At 65.5% G+C, this 19,606-nt stretch carries 16 protein-coding genes; 6 read left to right on the forward strand and 10 right to left on the reverse strand.

Annotated features, from left to right (window positions below):
- Positions 1-17 precede the first annotated feature (17 nt).
- The 3 genes from JOE41_RS00835 to JOE41_RS00845 all read left to right on the forward strand — a co-directional run bounded on the left by JOE41_RS00835 (position 18) and on the right by JOE41_RS00845 (position 5,812).
- Positions 18-2,912 carry an RNA helicase gene (locus tag JOE41_RS00835; protein WP_209750375.1) on the forward strand — a complete coding sequence of 965 codons (2,895 nt, stop codon included), beginning with the start codon at positions 18-20 and terminating at the stop codon, positions 2,910-2,912.
- A gap of 62 nt (positions 2,913-2,974) precedes the next feature.
- Positions 2,975-4,651, forward strand: coding sequence for an amidohydrolase (locus JOE41_RS00840; protein WP_209750377.1), 1,677 nt, complete (start codon positions 2,975-2,977; stop codon positions 4,649-4,651).
- Between the two features lie 420 nt (positions 4,652-5,071).
- Entirely contained in the window at positions 5,072-5,812 is a 741-nt protein-coding gene (locus JOE41_RS00845) for a polyprenol monophosphomannose synthase (protein ID WP_011692033.1), read from the forward strand.
- Positions 5,813-5,930: 118 nt separating this feature from the next.
- On the opposite strand, the gene JOE41_RS00850 is transcribed toward JOE41_RS00845, so the two are convergent.
- The 4 genes from JOE41_RS00850 to JOE41_RS00865 form a co-directional block, all read right to left on the reverse strand.
- Positions 5,931-6,278, reverse strand: a complete 348-nt coding sequence (locus JOE41_RS00850; RefSeq protein ID WP_011692034.1) for an RNA polymerase-binding protein RbpA — start codon at positions 6,276-6,278, stop codon at positions 5,931-5,933.
- A gap of 261 nt (positions 6,279-6,539) precedes the next feature.
- Entirely contained in the window at positions 6,540-7,526 is a 987-nt protein-coding gene (locus tag JOE41_RS00855) for an SPFH domain-containing protein (RefSeq protein WP_011692035.1), read from the reverse strand.
- 103 nt (positions 7,527-7,629) lie between these two features.
- The gene (locus JOE41_RS00860) at positions 7,630-8,091 is read right to left on the reverse strand and encodes an NfeD family protein (RefSeq protein ID WP_011692036.1); all 462 of its coding nucleotides are present in this window, start codon (positions 8,089-8,091) and stop codon (positions 7,630-7,632) included.
- 122 nt (positions 8,092-8,213) lie between these two features.
- Positions 8,214-9,065, reverse strand: coding sequence for a putative RNA methyltransferase (locus tag JOE41_RS00865; RefSeq protein WP_011692037.1), 852 nt, complete (start codon positions 9,063-9,065; stop codon positions 8,214-8,216).
- A 124-nt stretch (positions 9,066-9,189) separates the two neighbouring features.
- Here JOE41_RS00865 and JOE41_RS00870 point away from each other — a divergent pair, with 124 nt between their 5' ends.
- The gene (locus JOE41_RS00870) at positions 9,190-11,250 is read left to right on the forward strand and encodes a S9 family peptidase (protein WP_209750379.1); all 2,061 of its coding nucleotides are present in this window, start codon (positions 9,190-9,192) and stop codon (positions 11,248-11,250) included.
- Here JOE41_RS00870 and JOE41_RS00875 read toward each other — a convergent pair.
- Complete coding sequence (locus tag JOE41_RS00875; protein WP_209750381.1) at positions 11,247-11,927, reverse strand: peptide deformylase; 681 nt, start codon at positions 11,925-11,927, stop codon at positions 11,247-11,249. The two genes, JOE41_RS00870 and JOE41_RS00875, sit on opposite strands and share 4 nt — an antisense overlap.
- A 9-nt stretch (positions 11,928-11,936) precedes the next feature.
- Positions 11,937-12,863: a hypothetical protein gene (locus tag JOE41_RS00880; RefSeq protein ID WP_245200590.1), complete on the reverse strand. Its 927-nt coding sequence runs from the start codon at positions 12,861-12,863 to the stop codon at positions 11,937-11,939.
- Positions 12,864-12,952: 89 nt separating this feature from the next.
- Here JOE41_RS00880 and JOE41_RS00885 point away from each other — a divergent pair, with 89 nt between their 5' ends.
- A complete protein-coding gene (locus JOE41_RS00885; RefSeq protein WP_052309685.1) occupies positions 12,953-13,393 on the forward strand; it encodes a nuclear transport factor 2 family protein in 441 nt (146 codons plus the stop codon).
- A 13-nt stretch (positions 13,394-13,406) separates the two neighbouring features.
- Here JOE41_RS00885 and JOE41_RS00890 read toward each other — a convergent pair whose 3' ends face one another.
- The 3 genes from JOE41_RS00890 to JOE41_RS00900 are packed head-to-tail and all read right to left on the reverse strand — an operon-like array spanning position 13,407 to position 16,485.
- Positions 13,407-14,543: an NAD(P)/FAD-dependent oxidoreductase gene (locus JOE41_RS00890; RefSeq protein WP_011692042.1), complete on the reverse strand. Its 1,137-nt coding sequence runs from the start codon at positions 14,541-14,543 to the stop codon at positions 13,407-13,409.
- Positions 14,540-15,271: a class I SAM-dependent methyltransferase gene (locus tag JOE41_RS00895; protein ID WP_209750383.1), complete on the reverse strand. Its 732-nt coding sequence runs from the start codon at positions 15,269-15,271 to the stop codon at positions 14,540-14,542. Before JOE41_RS00895 ends, JOE41_RS00890 begins: the two co-directional genes overlap by 4 nt.
- Positions 15,271-16,485 carry a type III polyketide synthase gene (locus JOE41_RS00900; protein WP_209750385.1) on the reverse strand — a complete coding sequence of 405 codons (1,215 nt, stop codon included), beginning with the start codon at positions 16,483-16,485 and terminating at the stop codon, positions 15,271-15,273. Before JOE41_RS00900 ends, JOE41_RS00895 begins: the two co-directional genes overlap by 1 nt.
- 169 nt (positions 16,486-16,654) lie before the next feature.
- Between JOE41_RS00900 and JOE41_RS00905 the strand changes: the two genes are divergently transcribed.
- A complete protein-coding gene (locus JOE41_RS00905) occupies positions 16,655-19,039 on the forward strand; it encodes an ATP-binding cassette domain-containing protein (protein WP_374068735.1) in 2,385 nt (794 codons plus the stop codon).
- Between the two features lie 146 nt (positions 19,040-19,185).
- Here the strand turns inward: JOE41_RS00905 and JOE41_RS00910 are convergent, their stop codons facing one another.
- Positions 19,186-19,482, reverse strand: a complete 297-nt coding sequence (locus JOE41_RS00910; RefSeq protein WP_011692047.1) for a putative quinol monooxygenase — start codon at positions 19,480-19,482, stop codon at positions 19,186-19,188.
- Positions 19,483-19,606: the final 124 nt, after the last annotated feature.

Genomic DNA, 19,606 nt, shown 5'->3' on the forward strand with positions numbered 1-19,606 from the left:
CCCACTAGGCTGGAAGTATGTCCTCCACAACCGGGCCACAGTCGCCGTCTGAACTCTATCGGGCCAGTGCCGAACGGACCGCAGAAGCTAAAACGTACCTCGGCGCCTTCGTCCGGACGCTGGATTTCGAACTCGACGATTTCCAGCGCCAAGCATGCCTGTCCCTGCAGCAGGGACGGGGAGTCCTGGTCGCGGCCCCCACCGGGGCCGGCAAGACCATCGTGGGGGAGTTCGCCATCTATCTGGCACTCCAGCGGGGGCTGAAGGCCTTCTACACCACCCCGATCAAGGCTCTGAGCAACCAGAAGTATTCGGAACTGGCGGATAAGTACGGCCCGGAGAACGTGGGGCTCCTCACCGGGGACACCAGCATCAATGGCGATGCCCCGGTTGTCGTCATGACAACCGAAGTCCTGCGGAACATGCTGTACGCGGATTCGGACACCCTGGACGATCTCGGCTTCGTGGTCATGGACGAGGTCCACTACCTCGCTGACCGTTTCCGGGGCGCCGTATGGGAAGAAGTCATCATCCACCTTCCCAGCGAAGTCCAGGTGGCCTCGCTTAGCGCTACGGTCTCCAACGCCGAGGAATTCGGTGCGTGGCTGGACACTGTGCGCGGACACACCGACGTCATTGTTTCCGAGCACCGGCCGGTGCCGCTCTGGCAGCACGTCATGGTGGGGCGTGAAATCGTGGACCTCTTCGCCGGGGAAACGACGTTCGATGAGATTGCCCCCGAAGGCGAATCGGATCCCGCCGCGACGACGATGACGGCCAACGCCGCCCTGGAGCGGGGCTTCGAAGTGAACCCGGACCTGCTGGCGATGGCGCGCACCGAGAGCCAGATGAATTCACGGGCCCGTTTCGGGCATGGCGGACGCAGCCAGCGCCGCCAACAACACCAGCGCGGCGACAACCGCCACGGCCAGGGCGGCCAGCAGAGCCCTGTCCGCAAGGCCAGCCGCCCCCAGGTTATCGCCAGCCTGGACCGCCAAGACCTGCTGCCCTCCATCACGTTCATCTTCTCCCGTGCCGGCTGCGACGCTGCAGTGGCCCAGTGCGTTTCAGCCGGATTGTGGCTGACCACTGAGCGCGAACAACAGGTCATCGCCCGCCGTGTGGATGAAGCGGCGCAGGACATCCCGTCGGATGATCTTGATGTGCTCGGGTTCTGGAGCTGGCGCGACGGCCTGCTGCGCGGGCTCGCTGCCCACCACGCAGGGATGCTTCCCACGTTCAAGGAAGTCGTGGAGAAGCTGTTCGTCGAGGGCCTGGTCAAGGCGGTGTTCGCCACGGAAACCCTGGCCCTGGGCGTCAACATGCCGGCACGGTCGGTGGTGTTGGAAAAGCTGGACAAGTTCAACGGTGAAGCCCACGTCGGGATCACGGCCGGCGAATACACCCAGCTGACCGGACGGGCCGGGCGCCGCGGAATTGACGTCGAAGGCCACGCCGTGGTGCTGTGGCAGCCCGGGACCGACCCGACAGCTGTTGCGGGCCTGGCGTCCCGGCGCACCTACCCGCTGAACTCCAGCTTCCGGCCCACGTACAACATGAGTATCAACCTCCTGGCACAGTTCGGCAGGCCACGCGCCCGGGAAATCCTGGAATCCTCTTTTGCCCAGTTCCAGGCGGACCGTTCAGTGGTGGGCCTGGCCAGGCAGGTGCGGAGCAGGGAGGAATCCCTGGCCGGCTTCCAGAAGTCCATGACCTGCCACCTGGGTGACTTCACCGAATACTCCCGGCTGCGGCGTGAGCTTTCGGATGCGGAGAATATCGCCTCCCGCAGCACCTCGCGGGCCCGTAAGTCCATTGCTGAGGACTCGCTGAGCAGGCTTCTGCCCGGCGATGTCGTGGATGTACCTACAGGCAGGGCTCCCGGCTTCGCAGTGGTGCTCGGCTCCGACCACAACTCCCGCGAACCGCGGCCCGCGGTGCTGACGTTGGACAACCAGCTGCGAAGGATAGGCCTCCAGGACCTTGAAGGGCCCATCACGCCGGTGACCCGGGTCCGGATACCAAAGTCGTTTAACGCAAAGGTGCCCAAGTCGAGGAAGGACCTCGCATCGTCGGTCCGCAACGCGATCCGGGAAAACCGCCCGCCTGCGCCCGGAAACGCCCGCAACACTGATTTCGGGCGTGCTGCGGCCCTGCCTGACGTGGAGAAGCGGATTAGCGATCTGCGCCTGGCGTTGCGTTCCCATCCCTGCCACGGCTGCAGCGAACGCGAGGATCACGCGCGGTGGTCGGAGCGCTGGTGGAAACTCCGGCGCGAAACGGATGGACTGGTCCGGGAAATCCAGAGCCGCACCAACACCATCGCCAAGACATTCGACCGGGTCTGCGACCTTCTCTCCAGCTACGGTTACCTCGAAACCTCCGAATCCGGAAAAGTATCCATCAATGCCGACGGCCAAAAACTGCGCCGGATTTACGGTGAGAAGGACCTCCTCATATCCCAGTCGTTGAGGCAGGGCGCATTCAGCGACCTCGATGCCACGGAAGTGGCGGCCCTGGCCAGCGTGCTGGTGTACCAGGCGAAACGGGAGGAACGCGGGCTCCGTCCCCGGATGCCCAGCGTGTCGCTGGAGACCGCCGTCGACATCGTCGTCCGGGAATGGTCCGTGCTGGAAGACGCCGAGGAAGAAAACAAGCTTCCGTTGACGGGGGAGCCGGAACTGGGGCTTGTCTGGCCGATCTTCAAGTGGGCCAAGGGCAAGCATCTCCAGGAAGTCCTCAACGGAACAGACCTGGCCGCGGGGGACTTTGTGCGGTGGGTCAAACAGGTTATCGACCTGCTGGACCAGCTGGCGAAGATCCCGGGACTGGATCCGCGGCTTTCACGGCTCTGCTCAGAGGCGATCGTCCTGGTGCGCCGCGGCGTGGTCGCCTATTCCACCGTGGTGTGACGCTACGGGCATCGCACCCCCCACTTCCACCATTTCAAGGCTGCTTAGGAGCACCACACAACATGACTGACGCACGGGCGGACCTGCCGGCCGAACAACGCAAAGTGACGCTGTACCGTAACGGTTCCGTCTACACCGCCGCCGACCCTTTCGCCACCGCCATGCTGGTGGACGGTGACACCGTTGCCTGGGTGGGATCAGAACAGGCGGCGACGTCGATCGCCGATGCGTCGATGGACATCATCGACCTCCATGGCGCTCTGCTGGCCCCCGGCTTTGTTGACTCACATGTGCACCTGACTGAAACGGGCATTGCCCTGGACTCCCTTCAGCTCGGGAGTTTGCGCTCAGCTGCCGAAATCCTGGATGCCGTAGCTTCCTCCGTCGCAGGCAAGTCAGTCGACGCCCGCGCCACGGTCCTCGGCCATGGCTGGGACGAAAGCGGCTGGGCCGATCAGGCGCTGCCCAGCCGTGAGGAACTGGAGCGCGCGGCGGGAGGCCGGCCCGTGTATTTGTCTCGGGTTGACGCCCATTCCGCCCTGGTCTCATCCTCACTGGCCGAGGCAGCCGGCCTGGCCGGCGTGGACGGCTTCTCCTCCGGGAGCCAGGTTAAGCGCCAGGCCCACACGTCCGCCAGGCGTGCAGCACGCCAGTTGCCGGCTGACCGCCTGCAGGGCTTTCAGTCACGTGCACTGGCCGAAGCGGCCGCCAACGGCTACGTGGCCGTGGCCGAAATGGCGGCGCCGCATATCGGCAGCGCAGCGGACCTGCGGATTGCGGCCGGGTGGAACAGCCCCGATGGCTCGCGGAAGGCTGTGCCTGAAGTACTGCCGTACTGGGGCCAGCTGGCGGGTTCCGAGGAGGAGGCCCGGGGCATCCTCGAAGGCCTTGGAGCCAGTGTGCGCGGCCTTGCCGGGGATCTGAACATCGACGGATCCCTGGGGTCCCGTACAGCCGCCCTAAGGGACGACTACAGCGATGCTCCGGGGGAGCGCGGCAGCCTCTACCTGTCGGTTGACGAAGCTGCAGCCCACCTTGCCGCCTGCTCGCTGCTCGGCATTCAGGCCGGGTTCCACGTCATTGGAGACGCCGGGCTCGACGCGGCGCTGGACGCCCTGGACCGGGCAGCAGCCGACGTAGGGGAGCAGCGGGTCAAGGCGGCAGGCCACCGGTTCGAACATGTGGAAATGGCCGACCCCGAGGCAATCGGCCGGCTCGCAAAGTACTCGGTGACCGTTAGCGTGCAGCCGGGATTCGACGCAGCGTGGGGCGGACCGGGACGCCTGTACCAGGAACGGCTGGGGCACCGGGAGCGCGGCATGAACCCCTTCGCCTCCTTCTATGCGGCGGGAGTCCCTATCTGCTTCGGCAGCGACAGCCCCGTCACTCCGCTCAACCCGTGGGCCAGCGTCCGCGCCTGCCTTGAGCACAGCAACCCGGACCAGCGCATCTCAGCCCGCGCGGCGTTCCTCGGCCACACGAGGGCAGGGTGGCGGGCAGCCAAGTACAACAATCCAATGGCTGGCCAGCTGGTTCCCGGCGCGCCCGCCAGCTTTGCGGTCTGGGAGGTGGAGGAACTGATGGTGCAGGTCGCGGACGGGCGGGTGCAGTCGTGGAGTACCGATCCGCGGGCGCGCACACCCTTGCTCCCGGCGTTGGACACCGGGAACGATCCCGTGTGCCTGCAGACCGTCCGCGACGGAAAAGAGTTGTTCACAAACGGTTCCCTTCAGTCATAGACCGTAAAGCTACCGGCGCGCCGTATGTCCCTGACCTGCGGTTACACCTAAAACCGCACGTCAAACGCGGGTTGACACTCCCGGGGCGGTCCGTAGCATTGAGTCGCAACGGACGGAATCCACAGTCGAGGGGCTCCGTCTGGCCACGTGGCCTTCCAGCAGGATGCCTAGCCCGCGCCTGACGGCAGGCCGGAGCGTGGTAGTCCCAGGGGCAGGTCCACTTCGCAGCAGAAAACAGTTCCGCCGAGGCATATCGCATCCGTCCGAAACTGGCCCGAGGCGTGTGGACCTGCCCGCGGCATCACGTGTGACGCGCCCGGTATGCGCAAACTCCCTATAATGGTGACTTGCGCCTTAAAGCCGGCTCTCCTGTTGAGCTTCCTGGCGCGTGACCGCTCCCATCAAGGAAAGGGCCTCGCTGTGCGTGTCCTCACCATCATCCCCACCTACAACGAGCTGGAATCGTTGCCCAAGACACTCGCGCGCCTGCGTGCAGCTGTCCCGGCTTCCGATGTGCTGGTGGTGGACGACAACAGCCCGGACGGCACAGGCCAGCTGGCGGACGGTATCGCTGCTGAGGACGGCCAGGTCCACGTCCTGCACCGTGAAGGCAAGGCCGGACTGGGAGCCGCCTATATCGCCGGATTCAAGTGGGGCCTGGAGGCCGGATACGACATCCTCGTGGAAATGGACGCCGACGGTTCGCACCAGCCCGAGCAGCTGCAGCAGCTCCTCGACGCAGTGGAGGAGGGCGCGGATCTGGCCATGGGTTCGCGCTGGGTGCCGGGCGGCAGCGTGGTCAACTGGCCGCTGTACAGGCAGGCGATCTCACGCGTCGGCAGCACGTACGCGAGGCTGATGCTGGGCATCAAGATCAAGGATGTCACCGGAGGGTACCGCGCCTTCCGCCGCACGACCCTGGAGAAGCTCAACCTCGACCAGGTGGACTCCGTGGGTTACGGGTTCCAGGTGGACCTTGCCTGGCGTGTGGCCAGGATGGGTCTGAAGATCGTGGAACGCCCCATCACGTTCGTGGAGCGGGAACTCGGAGCTTCCAAAATGAGCGGAAACATTGTGGTGGAAGCCATGATCAACGTCACAAAATGGGGACTGACTGCCCGCTGGCAGAAGCTCACGGGCCGGAGTTCCGCCGCAGCCTAGACGAGCGGCCAGGTGCCGGCAGCGGCCGGACAGACACAGTCGCAAAAGGGCCGGGCCCGTAGCCTCACAAGAGGTCACGGGCCCGGCCCTTTTATGCTGCGCCTAGCCTGCGCCGGACCTAAGCCGAGCGCCGTTCGCCGCGGCGCTCCCGCAAAATGGTCAGGCGATCTTCGAGGATCTGCTCGAGCTCAGGCAGCGAGCGGCGTTCAAGGAGCATGTCCCAGTGCGTGCGGACGGCCTTCTCATTGCTGTTGATGGGGCGTTCGCCGTCGACAAGCAAGGCTTCCTTGCCGGTCTTCGAAACCCACACCGGGGGAATCTCGGCTTCGGAGGAGAAGGTAACGAAGACCTGCTCGCCGTCCTCGCAACGGTACTCAACCCGCTGGCGCGGAGCCGGCTCAACACCGGATTCCGTCTCCATGCTCTGTGCGCCAAGACGCATGCCCCGGAGGCTGCGATCGCTCATGATTTCTCCCTTTGGTCGATTCGCGGAGTCAGGCTCCGCGCTAGCCGGGGCAGCTCACGCCTCGGACTACTGTTTGCAAGCATTGCACCAATAGGTACAACGCTTTGCCAAGCTATGTTGTTCCGGCGGGGCTGAACCAGCCGGACAAATATACTATTATACGGGTTTTTGTGCTGGCGAGTAAAGCGGAGGCCGCGGCACGAAACAGGGGAGGCGCCCGCACTGCGGATACCTCCCCTGGCCCACGGTTCACGGGGCTGTCTACAGCGGCTGCCTCGGAGTGTTGGGTTCGGCAGCATCCGGCCGCGCCCCGGCGGCGGTGTTCGTGCCGTCGCCAGTAGCGGCATCGAACAGACCGCCGGCGCGGGGATCCGGGTTGCTGCCGCCAAGGGCGTTGCCGATGCCCTTCAGGGCCTCGCCAACTTCGCTGGGGATGATCCAGAGCTTGTTCGAGGAACCTTCGGCCAGCTTGGGCAGGGTCTGCAGGTACTGGTAAGCCAGGAGTTTGTTGTCGGGGTTGCCCTTGTGGATTGCGTCGAACACCTTCTGGATCGCCTGGGCTTCGCCGTCTGCGCGGAGAATGGCAGCCTTGGCGTCACCTTCAGCCTTGAGGATGGAGGACTGGCGCTGGCCTTCCGCCGTGAGGATGGCTGACTGTTTGGTGCCCTCAGCGGTGAGGATGGCGGCGCGGCGGTCACGTTCGGCACGCATCTGCTTCTCCATCGAGTCCTGGATGGAGTGGGGCGGATCAATGGCCTTCAGCTCCACACGGGAAACGCGGATGCCCCAGCGGCCGGTCGCTTCGTCCAGGACGCCGCGAAGCTGGCCGTTGATCTGGTCGCGGGAGGTCAGGGCCTCTTCGAGGTTGAGGCCGCCGACGACGTTTCGGAGCGTGGTGGTGGTGAGCTGTTCGACCGCCTGGATGTAATTCGCAATCTCGTACGTGGCCGCCCTCGCGTCAGTGACCTGGAAATAGACCACGGTGTCAATGGAAACGACGAGGTTGTCCTCGGTGATGACCGGCTGCGGGGGGAATGAAACAACCTGCTCGCGAAGGTCCAGGAGCGGCAGGAGCCTGTCCACGAAGGGAATAAGGATGGTGAGGCCGGGGAGCAGTGTCCGCTGGTACTTACCGAGCCGTTCCACGACGCCGGCCCGGGCTTGCGGGACAATCCGCACCGACCGGACCAGCACTATTATTACGAACGCAACGAGAACCAGCAGCACGATTGCGACTGCGATATCCATACATCACCTATTCCCCAGTTATGTGCCCTGCTATGTATTGCGGCGATGCTCTGCCGCCTGACCGGCGCCGGTGGCGGCTGCCGGAAAAGTAATGGTGCTGCTGCTACTGAACGGCCGTTTCCGGTTGTGGCGCCACGACGGCGGTGGCTCCTTCGATGGCGGAAACCACCACGCGTTGCCCGGCGTTCAGGACTCCGTTCTCAGAGCGCGCGCTCCAGACATCCCCGCCGATCTTGACCAGGCCGGAGGATGTGCTGACAGTCTCCATGACGAGGGCGGATTCGCCGATCAGGCGGTCGATGTTAGTCCGCTGTTCCGCGGGGCCCTTCTTCAGGTGCTTCAGCGCTACGGGCCGGACAAACACCACCATCAGCAGGGAAACAACGCAGAAAACAACGATCTGCAGCCAGAAGTCGGCACCGGCGAAGTCAGCAAGCAGCCCGGCCAGCGCTCCGCCGCCAAGCATGATGAAGAAGAGGTCCAGCGTCAGCATTTCCACCACGGCGAACGCCAGGAATACGGTGAGCCACAGTGCCCACCAGTTCTCGCCAAGCCATTCAAACATGTGTTCCCCCTTCGTCCCCGGAGCTGCGGAAGCAGGCCCTCAGTAACTGTCCTTCCATCCTAGACCGAAGCCACGGAGCGCAGGAGGCTGCCCCCTGGGACGTTCCGAACGTAGTCAAGTCGTTATGCAGGCGGCCGCTTCAAGAGTTCGAAAACGCTGATTCGGAACCGTGCTGAGACCTTGGTGAGGGGCGGCAGCGCGGCGATGATGGTGTCCAGCGCTACAGGATCCAGGTGGTGGCCGGCGGGGCCCATCAGGGCAAGGTTGCCGACGTCGGCCGGTTCAAGGCCAAGCTCGAGGTCCAGCTCCCGGGCGGAGTGCGGAGCGAAATGTCCCCCGAGGGAAGCGGCCAGCCGTTCCTCCTTGGCCGGTTCGATGCCGAGCATGCCCGTCTGTCCCGCTATTTCCGCGAGGTGCCCGGACCGCGGCGTCACCACGATCAGCCGGCCGCCGGGACGCAGCACCCGGGCGAATTCCGAGGCGTTCCGCGGCGCGAAGACCACCGTAACGACGTCCACGGCCGTGTCCGTGACCGGAAGCGGCTGCCAGACATCGCAGACCAGGTTGGCGGCGCCGGGATTCATCCGGGCGGCACGCCGCAGAGCGAACTTGGAAATGTCCAGGCCGATGGCCGCCGCGGGTGCGGCGGCCAATACCTCCTTGAGGTAGTGTCCGGTTCCCGTGCCGGCGTCGAGTACCGCGGCGTGCGGTCCCTGTAGCACCGGGGCTGCGAGCTCCGCGACCGCACCGGCGAGCGGCCGGTAATGACCTTTGGAAAGAAAATCGAAACGGGCTGCCACCATGGCGGCGGTATCGGCTTCGAAGACTGTTCCCTTGCCCACAAGCAGGTTGAAGTACCCCTGCCGGGCAGCGTCGAAGCTGTGGCCCTCGACGCAGGCCAGGCGGTTGCCGCTCAGCGTCAGGCTGTTCCGGCAGACGGGGCACTGGAGGGAACGGGCGGCGTCGGGAAGCATGCCACCATCCTAGGGGCCGCGGCGGCGGCCGCTTCACGGCTCCCGGCCGCTGGCGCCGGCAGTCCCGTCCAGGCGCGGCGTGAGTTATTTCACAGGCCATGCGCGAGCCGTTAGGCTCACAATCGTGAAACCTGAACATCTGCCCCTGCTGAAGTCCGTTTCCGCCCCGGCCGTCCATCCGGACGGCAGCCGGGCCGTGGTCTCCGTCATCCGCCCTGATTTCGACGCCGATACTTACGTGGGCCAGTTATGGACTGTGCCGCTGGAGCCTGAAAAGCTGCCCCGCCGGCTGACCCGCGGCTTCCGCGACACGGCACCGGCATTTTCCCCGGACGGCCTGGTGCTGGCGTTCCTGCGCGCTACTGCCGACGGGAAGCCGCAGCTTTATGTCGTGGAGGCTGCCGGCGGCGAACCGCAGGTCCTGACGAACGCCAAACTCGGCGTTTCCTCCTTCGCCTGGTCTCCCGATTCGCACAGCATTGTGTTCGGCGCCAGGACGCCCGACGACGGCCGGTACGGCACGCTGGACGGCGTATCCGCCGGGGCCGAGGACGCACGGCTCATCACAGACTTCAAATACAGGATGAACGGCGTGGGATATACGGCGGACAAGCCGCTCCAGCTCTACGTCGTGGAGGTACCCGAGCTGGACGACGAGCCGCCCGTTGCGCCCGCAGGGCGCGCCCTGCGGGCGCAAAAGACCGTTGCCGAAGGTACCGGAAGAGAAGCCGGTCCGGCGCGTGAAGCCGACACCGCCGAGGCCCTGCTTCCGCCGGCACGGCAGCTGACGTTCGCCGCGACTGACCACAGCGGAGAATTCTTCAGCACGGACGGACGCTCTGTGTACTTCGTTGCAGCCCTTCATGAGGGCAGCGACCATGACCTCGAGACCGGCGTGTACCGCGTTCCCGTCGTTGGAGGAGAACCGGAACCGGTCAGGGCTGCCAACAGCGGCCGCCAGACGGTGGGCGCGGCACGTCAGTCCAGGAACGGACAGTGGCTGTTCTACACCGCCCAGGAACTTGGCGAGTCCGGCCAGGACTTCGTCGCACGCAACACGGCCCTGTATGTGATGCCGGCCGGGGGCGGCGACGCCAGTGTATTGAGCGACGTCGAAACTATGGACCTGGCCGGGTCCGCCGGGGGACTGGAGCTCCGCGGACCTGATTCCGTCTTGCTGCTTAACAACGCCCAGGGCACGGTTGAGCTTCTGGAGTTCGGAGCAACGGGGAACCACGCGCTGCTGGTTCATGGTGACCGTGTTGTCACCGGCGCAGCTGCGGCCGCCGGCTCAGTGTTCGTCAGTTTTGCTGATCCCGCCACGGCGGGGGACGTCGCAGCGCTGGAGGAAGGCCAGCTGAGGCTGCTGACCGATTTCTCGGCGGAGCTGCGGCGTCAGGCAGAAATCATCGAGCCCCGGGAGGTCACCTTCGAGGCGGCTGACGGCTATCCGGTCCACGGTTGGCTGGTGCTGCCGCCGGGGAAAGGGCCGCACCCCGTTCTGCTCAACATCCACGGCGGACCGTTCTCGCAATACACCGTGGCCCTGTTTGACGAGGCCCAGGTGTACGCCGCGGCCGGTTACGCAGTGCTTATGTGTAATCCGCGGGGCTCGGCCGGGTACGGCCAGGCCCACGGGCGGACCATCAAGGAAAAGATGGGAACCGTTGACATGCAGGACGTGCTGTCCTTCCTCGACGGTGCCCTGGCAAAGTTCCAGGAGCTCGACGGCGGAGCGCTTGGGATCATGGGAGGTTCCTACGGCGGATATCTCACGGCCTGGACCATCAGCCAGGACCACCGTTTCAAGGCGGCCATCGTGGAGCGCGGATTCCTGGATCCGGTCAGTTTCATCGGCTCCTCGGATATCGGCTGGTTCTTCGGCGGCGAGTACACCGGCACCTCGCCGGAACAGATGGCCGCCCAAAGCCCCATGGCCACGGTCGGCAACGTCCGGACGCCGTCGCTGGTCATCCACAGCGAAGAAGACCTCCGCTGCCCGGTGGAACAGGGCCAACGATACTTCACAGCGCTGAAGCAGCAGGGCGTGGACGCCGCGTTCCTCGTGTTCCCCGGGGAGAACCACGAGCTCTCCCGGTCCGGTACCCCGCACCACCGGAAGCAGCGCTTCGAGGAAGTCCTGCGCTGGTGGTCCCGCTACCTGCCAACGGCGGCCAACAGCTAGTTGCCCTGGTCGGTACCCTGACCCGGCAAAAACCCCAATGCCTGCCGGGCCAGGCGGATGTCCGGATTCGCCCAGCGGGCACCGTATTCGGCGTTGTTGCTGAGGGAGCGCAACTCAGCCTTGTCCACATAGAGGATCCCCTGGAGGTGGTCCGCCTCGTGCTGCACAATCCGCGCCTGCCAGCCGGAGAAATCCTGCTGCCGCCTGGTTCCGCCGGGATCGGTGAAGTCGAGGCGGACCGTTTCGTGTCGAGAGACCACGGCCTGCAGGCCCTGGAGCGACAGGCATCCCTCGTAAAACGCCGCAGTGCCGGTCCCCAGCGGCGAATATGACGGATTGATGACCGCAAAGAACTCCAGCGGCGACCGGTGGCGGACGGCGGCAGTCTCGGCGTCGACGTCGTACTGGTCCTCAAGGACCGCAAGCTGCAGGGGAATGCCGAGCTGCGGTGCGGCCAGGCCGACGCCCGGCGCGTCATGCATCACCTCCCGCATCAGGGCGATCAGCGCTGCAAGTTCAGTGCCATCCAGCTGGCCCTCGTACGGGGCAGCCTGTTGCCGGAGCACCGGATGGCCGGCCTGGACAATGGCGGGAAGGACGCCTGCGGAGAGGATTTCCTGGACAGTTTCCCTGATCCGGGCGGCGCTGAACGGCGTGGGATTGGCTACGTGAAGCATGGGAAAAGCCTAGTGCGCTGCGCATGCCGCCGTGACGAATTCGTAGATCCGGGCTTTCAGGACGGTTCCGGCAGCAACTTTGAGCACACCCTGCCGGCCGCCGGCATCGGCGCGCAAAGGCAGCAGGGTCCCCACCTTGTCCTCGGCGACGGCATGCGGATCGCAGCGTGCAGGCCGGATATGGAGCCTGAGCTCCCGGGGAGCCGCGCCGGTCGCCACGGTAATGCTGCGCGGCCAGGGGTTCCCCTGCGCTTCGGCCAGCAGTGTGGTCCCCTCGATCCTTTCTATGGTCAGTGTGCGCGATGCTCCGGCACCGGCGCTGCGCGGGGTGACCCGAAGGCGTACGACGGCGGTCCGGCCGTCCGCTGCAACCTCCAAGTCCGGGGCCAGGCCTATGTCAGCGATCTCCCCTGCGTCCTGCGCGAGGCACAGCTCGGAATAGTTCCGGGCCAGGACGCCGAACGGGTCGGCAGCCGTAAGACGCTCCTCGCGGGTTGTGGAGCCCTGCCGGACGGATACCGTTACTTCCGCCGGCGCACTGCCGGGCCCGGTTTCCGCCCCTTCAGCGGTCTCAGGTTCATCAGTCCCGGGGTGACCGCACGCGGGTGCCGGCAGCCTGGCAGGCAGGCTCTTGGTCTGGCCCGGCGGCACCTCAGTGCCCTCCGCTTGCGCGTGCCATGCCGTGCCGGCCGGGAACAGGGAAGTCGACACTTCGGCGCTGAGGACAGTGACCGGCTCGTTCGCCGTATTGCTGAGCTGGATCTCGATGATCCCGGTGCCGTAGCTGTCCCTGAACTGGTTGAGCTCCGCTGTCAGGGGACCGGGCGCCTGCGGTTGGGGACTGCAGCCCTGCATCGCCGGGCCCGCCACCAGGGCACCCAGAACGGCGAAGGTTGCTGAGGACCGCCGTCGTCCTGCCCTTGGGAAGCCGTTCATGCCAGCAGTCTAAAGCCACTGCCCGGTGGCATTGCCCGGCCGCGACCGGCGCTGAAAAGCGACGCCTGACAATGGGCTACCCTCGTTCCATGACTGAACAGACGCCGCTCACCTGTGTCCTTGGATTTGTGCGCGCCATTGAGGCCGGCGGCGGCGCCGCTGAAGTGGACGGCTTCCTTGCCGAGGATTTCACCCTGGTCGAAGCGCCGCACGTGCTTGCCCCGGAAGGAACCAGGCGGACCCGCGACCAGGTGCTGGCGGGTGCCGAGCAAAGCCGGCAGGTGGTGTCCAACCAGCGGTTCGATGTCCGGCGGACCACGTGCGAAGGAAACCGGGTTGTGCTGGAAGTGGACTGGTCTGCGACGCTCTTGATGAATCTCCGCTATTGGGATGCCGGCGATACCATCAGGGCCCGCACCACCTCCGTCTTCGAAGTCCGTGAAGGCCGGATCACCAGCCAGGACAGTTACGACTGCTACTTCACCGGCGACGAGGATGACGCAGATGAGGTACAGCCGGCTGCGGAGTAGGCCGCCGCGACTTTTAGTGCATGGTGAACCGGGCGGCAACGCGTGAATTGATGACCGGCACACTGGCGGCGGATCCGATCAGCCGGTTCCGGACATGCCACAGCGGGCGCGGCACCGGCCGGCCCAGCGCCATGTTGACTTCGGATTGCCGGACGGCCCTGGCCGCCGCCCGCAGCCGGTGGCGTTCAAAGGACCTGAGTTCAGGCCCGCAGTCAGCATGCGCCAACCGGCTGAGGATGAGCGGCGCCAGTTCAGCGGCATCCAGCCACCCCAGGTTCATTCCCTGGCCGCCGATGGGGCTGATTTCATGGGCGGCATCACCGATCAGAGACGTCCGGCCGTGGATCATGCTCTTCACCCGCCGTGAGCGGACGCCGAAACTGCTGAACATCGAATTGGTGCCGGCGTCGACGGCGATTCCGGTCCGGTCGCGCACGATCAGGGCCAAGGAACCAGCGGTGGGCACGTCCGGCGTGGTTCCCGGAAGCCTGGCCACCCACCGACGCACGCCTCCAGGCAGCGGGAAGGACTCCACGATCCCGGAAGCCTCCAGGAAAAGGGCCGCGTCGGGGCCGAACGACGTGCCGTCCGCGAAGTCTCCCATCAGGTATCTGTCCGGATACGTCCTCAGCGGGGCGGTGATGGCCAGCAGCTGACGGATGGTGGAGCGGACCCCGTCCGCGGCCACCGCCAGCGAGGCGTGAATTCTGGATTCCCCGCCGGCGGTGACGACGTCCACCGCAACCGAGGAGCCGTCGTCGTGAATTCCTGTCACTGTGGCGCCGCGGATGATCGCCCCGCCGTCCAGTGCACCCACGCGCCGTTCCAGGGCGGCCTCCGTAAGAACCTGCGGGACCGACAGCACGAAGGGGAAGCGGCCGGACACGCAGTCGAAGGACATGCCGGCTACTTCCACGCCGCCGCCAATGGCAACCCCGCGGCGGATCCGCACGCCCTCGTTCACCAGGCCTGACGCCACCCCGATCCGGTCAAGCGCTTCCAACGACGGCGGATGGATGCCGATGGCGCGGGAGTGGGTGTCGGGTTCCGTGCGGCGCTCCAGGACGCGGACCGATACGCCCTGCTGCAGCAGGAGGGCCGCCAGGTACAGCCCCACCGGCCCGCCGCCCACTACGACGACGTCAATCACCGCGGGCGTTCCGGTTCAAGGTCAATCCGGGTGAGGAGGTTGCGGAAGGGTACGCGGGGCGCAACGGCCCAGCCCGGGGGAGCGGCAGCCCGGAGTTCCGCAGTTGTGTAACTGCGGCGGATGGACGTCAGCCCGTCCGCCCTGATGAAGGAACCGCGAAACGGCCATGATCCCGCGTAGAAGAGCGCATATGCGGCGGGGCTCCGGCGGATGTCGTTGTGGAGGACGGTGCCGCGGGACAGCAGCGCCGACTCGGCGAGGAACTGCGGCAGTTCCGCTGCGCCCAGGTGGTGCAGCACGTGGTTGGAGATGACGACGTCGTAGCGTTTTCCTTCGGCGGCCAGTTCGGCAGTGGATGCCTGCCGGAACGTCACTGCGTCGAGGCGCCCGCGGCGCAGCGCGAACTCAAAGGCACGACGGTCCGGATCGATGGCGGTGACTTCCAGCTGCCGCCGATCCCTGGCCGCCCACGCCGCCAGCAGAACCGCCAGGTCCCCGCCCCCGCAGCCGATATCCAGCAGCGTTGTGACCCTGTCCGTTGAAAGGAGCGGCCGGAGGTGCGTCCGGTAGATTCCGCGCCATCCGGCCACGGCCCGGTTGACCAGGGAAAATTGTGCGTAGGTGCGGTCCAGCCGTGCAGGATCACAGCCCGGACGGTCCATTTCCTCCACAGCGTGCGTGTCACGCTCGCGCAGCATTCCGACGGCGGCCGTCGTATGCGTGGCCATCAAATGAGTGACGGCTCGGTGCGTGCTGCGGCTTCATCCGTCCCGGCGAACTGCCGGATAGCCGCGTGCGAGCCTTCCGGCTGCGGTGCGCGCACCTTGGTGAACATCGCCGTTTCCACCGTCAGGCCCGGCCCGAAGGCCATCGAACAGATGCGTTCGTCGCCCTCCTGCGGCGGGAGCCCGGCGATGTGTTTGAGGACAAACAGCACCGTGGCGCTGCTCATGTTGCCGAAGTTGCGGAGGGTTTCCCGTGCCGGCACGAGCTGCTCATCGGTGAGCTCAAGCCGGGACTGTACTTTGTCCAGGATGCTCCGCCCGCCGGGGTGGATCGCCCAGTGGGTGATGTCACGGTAGGGGAGTCCCCGCAGGGATTCGTCCCGCGAAAGCAGCGGCTCAAGGGCGCCGATGATGTGGTCGTCAATGATGTGCGGGACATAGTTGCCCAGCACCATCTCGAAGCCCTCGTCGCCGATGTTCCACGCCATGGATTCCTCTCCGACGGGAGTGAGTACCGTTTCGAAGTGGTCCAGCTGCAACAGGGGCGTTCCGTCCGGAATGTCCCGTGCCGAGATGACCGCTGCTGCGGCGCCGTCGGCGAACAAGGCCGAGCCCATGATGGTGTCGGGGTCGTTGGAGGTGCGGACATGGAGCGAGCAGAGCTCCGCGCAGACCACCAGGACAACGGCGTCGGGGTCTGCCTCGCAGAACGACTTGGCGGCACGCAGCGCCGGAAACGCCGCGTAACAGCCCATGAAGCCGAGGTGGTAGCGCTGCACGGCCGGACTCAAGCCCAGGGCACGGACGATCTTGTAGTCCGGGCCGGGGTTGAAGAAACCCGTGCATGAGACTGTCACGAGATGGGTGACGTCGTGTGCACCGATTCCGTTGCAGGCATCAAGCGCGGCCTGGGCGGATTGAACGAAGAGCTTGGTGGCTTCGCGGCCGAAGATGTCGTTCCGGACCTTGGTGCTGGGGCTCAGCACAAGGCCGGTGGCCGGGTCGAAGAACTGCGGATCGTCCGCACGGGTGTCCTTGGTGAGCTCGGTGACAGCCGTGTACCGGGTGTCGATGGCTGCGGAATCAAAGCAGGTGTTGACCAGCCGGGACCCCAGCCTGGTCAGCCCCGGCTGGGCCGCGAACACGTCGCGGGCTTCAGACTGAATGAGTACGGTGGGCGGGACAGCAGTTTCCAGGGACCTCATGTAGACCGTCATGGTTCATTCTCAGTGAGCTTCGGACTTAAGACAATGGTGGCTACCAAACGGTAGGGCACCCATCCGGACCGGCCGGAGCTGGTTAGATTGAACCGGGTTAGATTGAACCGGGCGACGCCGACGGAAGCCGCGACGGCTGCCCCGCATAACCGAGGGAGACACGATGAGCATGGCCACCCAGGCCGAACCCCAGCCGCCGGCACCGCACGTGGCCGACAGCCACGACCTGATCCGCGTGCAGGGGGCGCGTGAGAACAACCTCAAGGACGTCAGCCTGGAGATCCCGAAGCGCCGGCTGACGGTCTTTACGGGCGTCTCCGGTTCGGGCAAGAGCTCGCTGGTGTTCGCCACCATTGCCGCGGAGTCGCAGCGGATGATCAACGAGACGTACAGCGCGTTCGTGCAGGGCTTCATGCCGACTCTGGCGCGGCCCGACGTCGACCTGCTGGAGGGCCTGACCACCGCGATCATCGTGGACCAGGAACGGATGGGGGCCAACCCCCGCTCCACCGTGGGCACCGCTACCGACGCCAACGCGATGCTGCGTATCCTCTTCAGCCGGCTGGGGACACCGCATATCGGTCCACCCACGGCCTTCTCCTTCAATGTCCCGACACGGAAGGCAAGCGGGGTGATGAGCACCGAGAAGGGCGGCCGGGTCGAGAAGAGCGTGGTGCAGAACGCGGTCTACCTGGGCGGCATGTGCCCGCGGTGCGAGGGCATGGGCTCGGTCTCCGATTTCGATCTCACGGCGCTCTACGATGACAGCAAGTCGCTCGGCGGGGGTGCCCTGACGGTCCCCGGGTACAGCATGGACGGGTGGTACGGCCGTATCTTCAGCGGTGCCGGCTTCGACATGGACAAGCCGATCGCGAAGTTCACCAAGAAAGAGCTGGACGACCTGCTCTACAAGGAGCCGACCAAGATCAAGGTCGAGGGCATCAACCTCACATACGAGGGCTTGATCCCGAAAATCCAGAAATCGATGCTCTCCAAGGACGTTGACGCGATGCAGCCGCACATCCGTGCCTTTGTTGAGCGTGCCATCACCTTTCAGTCCTGCCCTGAGTGCGAGGGCACGCGACTCAGCCCGGAGGCAAGGTCGTCGAAGATCCAGGGCCGGAATATCGCCGACCTGTGCGCGATGCAGATCAGTGACCTCGCCGGCTGGGTCCGTGACCTCAGGGAGCCGTCCGTCGCCCCGCTCCTCAAGGGGCTGCAGCACCTGCTCGACTCCTTCGCCGAAATCGGGCTGGGTTACCTTTCCCTGGACCGGCCCGCGGGCACGCTGTCCGGGGGAGAGGCGCAGCGTACCAAGATGATCCGGCACCTCGGTTCGTCCCTCACGGACATCACCTACGTCTTTGACGAGCCGACAATCGGGCTCCACCCGCATGACATCGAACGGATGAACAAGCTGCTGCTGCAGTTGCGTGACAAGGGCAACACCGTGCTCGTCGTAGAGCACAAACCGGAAACCATCGACATCGCTGACCACGTTGTTGACCTCGGCCCCGGCGCAGGCACCGAGGGCGGCAACGTCTGCTTTGAGGGAAACGTGGAGGGGCTGCGGGGGAGCGACACCATCACCGGCCGCCACCTCGACGACCGGGCAGCTGTTAAGAACTCGGTGCGCACGCCGTCCGGCACCCTGGACGTTCGTGGTGCCTCGACGCACAACCTCCGCGACGTGAGCGTGGATGTTCCGCTCGGCGTGCTCTGCGTCGTGACAGGGGTCGCGGGTTCAGGCAAAAGCTCGCTGATCCAGGGCTCGGTGGCCGGCCGCGATGGCGTTGTGGTGATCGACCAAGGCGCTATCAAAGGCTCGCGCCGGAGTAACCCGGCGACGTACACCGGCCTGCTTGAGCCCATCCGCAAAGCATTCGCAAAGGCCAACGGTGTGAAGCCGGCGCTGTTCAGCTCCAACTCCGAGGGCGCCTGCCCCACGTGCAACGGTGCCGGGGTCATCTTCACGGACTTGGGTGTGATGGCCACCGTGGAGTCCGTCTGCGAGGACTGCGAGGGCCGGAGGTTCCAGGCGTCAGTCCTGGAATACGAGCTGGGTGGCCGGAACATCGCTGAAGTGCTGGCAATGTCCATGACCGAAGCCGAGGCGTTCTTCGGCGCAGGCGAGGCACGGACGCCAGCAGCCCACAAAATCCTCGACAGGCTTGTGGACGTCGGGCTCGGGTACCTGACGCTCGGCCAGCCGCTCACCACGCTGTCCGGCGGCGAGCGGCAGCGCGTCAAGCTGGCTACCCAGATGGCGGAGAAGGGCGACGTCTACGTCCTGGACGAGCCGACCACCGGCCTCCATCTCGCCGACGTCCAGAACCTGCTGGGCCTGTTGGACAGGTTGGTGGATTCCGGGAAATCAGTAATCGTGATCGAACATCACCAGGCCGTTATGGCTCACGCCGACTGGATTATCGACCTTGGCCCGGGCGCCGGGCACGACGGCGGACTGGTCGTCTTTGAGGGCGCACCGGCCGAGCTCGTCGCCGGACGTTCCACGCTCACCGGTGAACACCTCGCGGCCTACGTCGGCGCCTGACCGGACAGGGTGCCCAGGGGTTCAGGAGGCGGGTCCTCTCGTCTTCTGAACCCCTTCTCTAAAACGCCGATAATCTACATTATGTAAAGTAGAAGTTTTCCGGCGAAGCCCCAGGCACAGTGTGAGCGTGACGTGTCCGGCCGGAATCAGCCGATAGCCGCCGCTTCATCCAGGGTGTGCGGTTGAAAGTGCTCCAGCATATCGCGCATGGCCTCATAGCCCTGGGTAAATGCGGGTGAGGCCCGCCACACGTCGACCTGTTCAAGCGACTCCCAGGGGCCGGTACTGATAAATCTGTTGGGAACATCGCGATCATGCATCAGCACAGCTTTCGCACCGGGAAAATCCTCTTCGGTCTTCCGGGCGAGATCGCGCCATGCCTGGACAAAGTCATTCTCCCTGCCGGGTTTCACCAACCAGATTCCGAGCGTGTAAACAGACATCGCGAACGCCTCCAATCGCGTGCGGGGTAGGTATTCCCGATTATCGTCCCGCCAGCCGGAGCCGGGTAGGGCCACATGGCATGTGGCCCGCTCCCCCGGCACCCAACCTGGGAGCCGGCCCCGA

Source organism: Arthrobacter sp. PvP103 (assembly GCF_017833075.1).
Lineage (GTDB): Bacteria > Actinomycetota > Actinomycetes > Actinomycetales > Micrococcaceae > Arthrobacter.